This window comes from Streptomyces sp. NPDC056883 (genome assembly GCF_042788835.1).
GTDB classification, from domain to species: Bacteria; Actinomycetota; Actinomycetes; order Streptomycetales; family Streptomycetaceae; genus Streptomyces; species Streptomyces stoeckheimensis.
Genome location: NZ_JBHUBS010000017.1, coordinates 181,663 through 186,217, shown reverse-complemented (window position 1 = coordinate 186,217; position 4,555 = coordinate 181,663). Strand labels below are relative to the sequence as shown.

Below are 4,555 nucleotides of genomic sequence, written 5' to 3'. Positions count from 1 at the left end.
CGGGGCATCCGGCGCGGAGCCCTCCCTCGCCGATCTTCTTTGCTTGCCTGGTGCCCCCGCCCACGAAGCCCCGTACCGCCACCACGGCGGTACGGGGCTTCGTGGGCGGGGGACATGCAACTCCTAGGCCCCCCTGGCCGTGGCGTACTCCGGGTACTGCTCCGGCTCGGGCGCGCCGACGAAGCGGCCCATCTCGGCTGCCGCGATCCTCACGGCGCCGATGTACCGCTCACGCGGTGCGTGGACCTCGTCGGCGGGCTTCAGGACGACCACGGCCCCGAGGACGGTGCCGGCGCTGAAGACCGGCACGGCAAAGGAATTCCACCCCCGGACGCACTCCTGGACGCCCACGGCGTACCCCTTCGCCCGGATCTCGACCAGAGAGGCGAGGAGCTTGTCCCGGTCGCGGTACACACCCGGGCCGGCGCCCCTGGGGACCGGTTCCGCGACGATCCGGCGCTGCACCGGCCCGGGCAGATGAGCGAGGATCGCCCGGCCCGCGGCCCCCACCCGCAGGGAACGGTTGACAGTGAGCACGTCCCGTACATTGGCGCCGAGTTCGGACAGGTCGGAATTGCCCACCGACATCTCGATGCACTGACGCTGCGCGCGACCGAAGTGGTTCAGCCCGAAGAGGAAGGCCAGGCCGCCATCGGTGTCGTGGTGGAGCCGGTCCAGGACTTCGGGAAGCTCCTCGCTGCCCGTCGAATCCATCTGGTTCATGAGGGCCTGAGTGCCGATCTGGGCCGCCGACGGGCCGAGCCGGTAGCGCCCGCGCCCCACTTGCAGGAAGGCCCCGGCGGTCACGCCCGAGCGAAGTATTCGGTAAACCGCCGAATCATCCACTCCTGAGGCCCTCGCCAGCTCGGCCAGACCATGCACCTCGCCCCCGAGTTGCGTGAACGCGTGCTGGACCCGGAAGACGCGCTCGGCGTGGCTCGTCCCTCCCGATTGGACGATCGAGGCAGCCGTGTCACCGGCTCTGCGCGTCGCGGGTCGGGCCGACAGGGGTCGAGCGGGCTGGGTAGGGATGGACATCTTCTTACCTCCACGAGAAACAGGTGGGGGGCGGGATGTCGCGGCTCCCAGGTACCGCAGAGAGCACGTAAGGGCAGCGGGTGCCACGACCACGCGGGACCCGCCTCGTTCCCCCTGACCGGGCCTCGAACTGCAGGCAGCACGATTCCCCTCCCCCGTACGGCCAGTTGGCTCTGCCAAAATCTTCTAATGGCATCAGTGCCCTCCTCACGTTATACCCGGGACCGAGGGCCGCGACTGTGGCGGCCCTCACAGGGGGCGAGCAGCACCCTCCGACAGAGGTGACGGACCGGCAGTTCCGTGCCGCCCCGCCCCGACGGTTCCGGTGGGCGTGCGGCCCGCAGTGCGGGAAGCCTCTCCCGCCGTGGCCGAAATCGACCGTCGGGGACGGGTTCCCCTGCGCGCGTCCGAGCGTTTTGCACACTCCTGTCGGCGTATCGACCCAGGCATTCCAACCCAACGGGAGAAGGTATTCCCGGCTACGCCATCGACTACCGGCCACTAATTCTTCTCGGCAGGCGAGAAACCACTTCGTCTCGCCTGCCGAGAAATGGCCAAATTCTCCTCCCGCGAGAAGTGCAGCATTTCTCGCCCAGCGAGAAGCCGCAGGTCAGAGGCGGTTCAAATCGCGATTGACAAAGGCTTCGATCCATTTGTTAGGCTGCGACTGCCGGATTTGATCCCGGCGATTGTCTTTTATGTTCATGGCCAACGGGGGGCCTTCGTGTATGACGCCATTGTTGTCGGCGCTCGTATTTCCGGTGCGTCGGTAGCACTGCTTCTGGCTCGTCTCGGGCACCGTGTATTGCTGGTCGACCGGGCCCGTTTCCCGAGCCCCACGTCGTCGTCCACCAATTTGATCCACCCGCCGGGCGTGCACCGGCTTCGCGCGTGGGGAGTGCTGGACCGGCTGAACGGCCACACGATCCCGCACATCACCAGCTACCGGCTGCAGAGCGGCCCCGTCGGCATGGAAGCGCCGCTGCCCGCGGTCGAGGACGTCGACTACGCACTGTCCCCTCCGCGCCTCGCCCTCGACGAGGCGCTGGTACGGTGCGCGGTCGACGCCGGCGTGGAACTGCGCGAGGAGACATCCGTACAGGAACTCCTGCGCGACGAAGACGGAACCGTCGTCGGGGTCCGCGGCACCACCAAGCGATCGCAGCCCTTCTCGGAACGCGCTTCGGTCGTCATCGGCGCCGACGGCAAGAACTCCAAGGTGGCCCAGCTGGTTGCCGCGGCCAAGTACCGCGACCAGCCGGTGCTGAGCAAGAGCCTCTGGACGTACTGGGACGGCCTGCCGCAGCCCTCCCTCGTCCGCACCTACCGCAAGAACCGCCGGCACCCGTTCACCTGGCCCACCCACGACGGCCTCACCATCATCGGCGTGGCCTGGCCGACCGAGGACTTCCCCTCGCCCGGCTCCGATGAGGCCACGGACCGGACGGTCATCGACGCCCTCGCCGATGTCGACCCGGAGTTCGCCGCACAGGTACGGGACACCAAGCGCGCGGACCGATGGCTCACCGGGTCCGTGCCCAACTTCCTGCGCACGCCGACCGGCCCCGGCTGGGCCCTGGTCGGCGATGCCTCGGCAACGCGGGACCCCATCACCGCATCCGGTATCACCTATGCCGTGATGGGCGCCGAAATCCTCGCGGACGCCGTGACCAAGGGTCTGTCCGGCCAGGTCCCGATGGGCCGCGCGCTCGCCGGATACGCCCGTGAGCGGGACCGGCTCGTCATCGACCATTACGACTACACCCGCGACTACGCACGCATCGCCGACCACACTCCCGAGGAGCGCGCGCTCATCGAGGCGATGAGCCGCAGCCCCTGGCACGCACGCGACATGATCGGCCTCTTCGCCACCGTGGTGCCGCCCGCCGACTTCTACTCGCGCGCAAACTTCCGCGCACTCTTCGACTATCTCAACGACGAGCACGGGCTACCGCCCAAGGTCCGGCTCCTGCGCTGGCTGCTGCACGGCGTGCCCGGCCGGCCCGCGGCCCCCGCGGGCCTGGCCGACCGGCTCGTCGCGGCCAGCCTCGGCCCCATGGGCGACCTGTTGTTGCGCAGCGCCAGGCCCTGAGCCGCGCCACGTCCGCACGCTCGAGCGATCTCGCCAGCACTCACCACCGACGGCGTTCCACAGCTGCCCCGAGGGGTTCAGCCCAGGCACCGCCTTGTTCTGAGGGGAACTCACAGATGTCCACCACTCAGCCCGCCTCCGGGCCCGTACTTCTCTTTCCCGGACAAGGCGGCTTCGACGGAGTCGCGTTCCATCACGCGGTCGACGGACACCCGCAGATCCGCGCGGTGTTCGAGCTCATCGACCCGGTGGCGCAGGAGCTCTGCGGACGGCGCCTGACGGACATCCTGTTCCGTGAGCCGCCGGTGGAACTCGCCCAGCTGCTCAAGGACGAGCCCTGGGTCTCACAGCTCGCCATCTACGGCACCGGCCTTGCCGCGCACCGCATCCTGACCGACAACGGAGTCCGGCCCTCCGTGCTCATGGGCCACAGCCTCGGGGAGATCGGCGCGCTGGTCGCCGCCGGTGCGTTCTCGGTGGAGGACGGCGCCCGGATCGTGCTGTGCCGCACGAGCGCCATCGCCGGGCGGGACGCCGGCAACGGCGCGATGATCGCGCTGGCCGCGTCCCCCTCCCGCAGCAGGAACCTGGTCGCGCTCCTCGAGAACGAGGCGCTGGCCGTGGCCACGGAGAACCACGACGCCCAGACCGTGCTGAGCGGTCCGCGGGAGGCGATCGCACAGGTCAAGGCCGTTGCCGAACAGCTGGGCATCGGATTCGCCGGCCTGGACGCCTCGTTCGCCTTCCACAGCCCCACGCTCGCGGGAGCGGCTCCCGAATTCGCCGCGTACGTACGCGAGCTGCCTCAGCTCCCGATGACCGTGCCGGTCTATTCGCCGATCATGCAGCGGTTCTACGAGGACGACGAGAGCCTCGCGGACCGCCTGGCGGACCACTTCACCCAGCCGGTCCGCTTCTCCACGGGCGTACGGTTCCTCCACGAGCGCGGGGAGCGCACCTTCGTGGAGGCCGGCGGGCGGGCCACCCTGACATCGCTCGTACCCAAGGCGCTGCTCGGCATCGCCGCCGACGACGTCACCGTGCTGTCGACGCTGTCGGTCGGGCGGGGCAACGCCCTGCGCCTGCCGGACACCCTGGCCACGCTGCGCGAGGCGGGGCTCGCCACGCGCGACGGCCTCGAGGCGGTACGGCGGCACCTCGCGCCCGGCCTGTCCCCTGACGAGTTCAGCGTCTTCTGGGCGGAGGCGGGACCTGAGGTCGCGGACCTGGTGAACCAGCGGCTGTCCGCCTTCCGGAGCTCGGCCGCGGGCGCCGCTGCGGGCGCCGCCTCGGTGATCGTGGCGCCGGAGACGGCTGTGGCCGCGGCTGCGGTCCCGGCTGCGGCTGCGGTCCCGGCTGCGGCCGCGGGCCGACCCGTGCGCGCCGAGGTCTTCGCGACCGTCCGCTCCCTGTACGCCGAGGCAC

At 70.0% G+C, this 4,555-nt stretch carries 3 protein-coding genes; 2 read left to right on the top strand and 1 reads right to left on the bottom strand.

All coding sequences use genetic code 11. The features are described 5' to 3' along the window. Positions 1-123: 123 nt before the first annotated feature. Positions 124-807 (bottom strand): IclR family transcriptional regulator C-terminal domain-containing protein, encoded by a 684-nt coding sequence (locus tag ACFRU2_RS32810; RefSeq protein WP_382979183.1) that lies wholly within the window; start codon positions 805-807, stop codon positions 124-126. A gap of 781 nt (positions 808-1,588) precedes the next feature. Between ACFRU2_RS32810 and ACFRU2_RS32805 the strand changes: the two genes are divergently transcribed. After that, entirely contained in the window at positions 1,589-3,130 is a 1,542-nt protein-coding gene (locus tag ACFRU2_RS32805; protein ID WP_382979181.1) for an NAD(P)/FAD-dependent oxidoreductase, read from the top strand. Positions 3,131-3,246: 116 nt separating this feature from the next. After that, a partial coding sequence (locus ACFRU2_RS32800; protein ID WP_382979178.1) for an acyltransferase domain-containing protein occupies positions 3,247-4,555 on the top strand: 1,309 nt, incomplete at its 3' end.